We start from the raw sequence: 635 nt of genomic DNA, 5'->3' as shown, positions 1-635 counted from the left end.
GGCCGTGGGCGACCTCGATTTGCTTCGACAGGTCGTGCTTGTGCTATCGATCTCTATCTGTGTTGCGTTAATCGTTATGTTGTTCTTCTGGGTAAAAGAACCAGAAATGCGTCCGCTTGGCGCTTACGACACTGAAGAACTGATCCCTGTTCTGGATTACCTTGACCAGCAAAAAATCAATTACAAACTCGATGGTAATACCGTTTCGGTGGAGTCGAGCGAGTACAACTCAATCAAATTAGGCATGGTGCGTTCGGGCGTCAATCAAGCGACCGAAGCGGGTGATGACATACTGCTGCAAGACATGGGCGTGGGCGTTTCTCAGCGGTTAGAGCAGGAACGTCTTGAGCTCAGCCGTGAGCGTCAGCTAGCTCAAGCCATTGAAGAAATGAAGCAGGTTCGCAAAGCGCGAGTGTTGTTGGCGTTGCCGAAACACAGTGTGTTTGTGCGTCATAACCAAGAAGCTTCCGCCTCAGTATTTTTGACGCTATCGACAGGTGCCAACCTTAAGCAGCAAGAAGTGGACTCGATTGTCGATATGGTCGCGAGTGCTGTTCCAGGCATGAAGACATCGCGCATTACCGTCACTGATCAGCATGGACGTTTGTTGAGCTCTGGTTCGCAAGATCCGGCAT

General features: G+C 50.6%; 1 pseudogene. It reads left to right on the top strand.

What is annotated here, in order from left to right:
• A pseudogene (locus tag R7Z77_RS26335) lies at window positions 1-635 on the top strand (flagellar basal body M-ring protein FliF); the annotation flags it as partial.

This window comes from Vibrio sp. 1401 (assembly GCF_033340295.1).
This window is presented reverse-complemented; position numbering and strand designations above follow the sequence as displayed.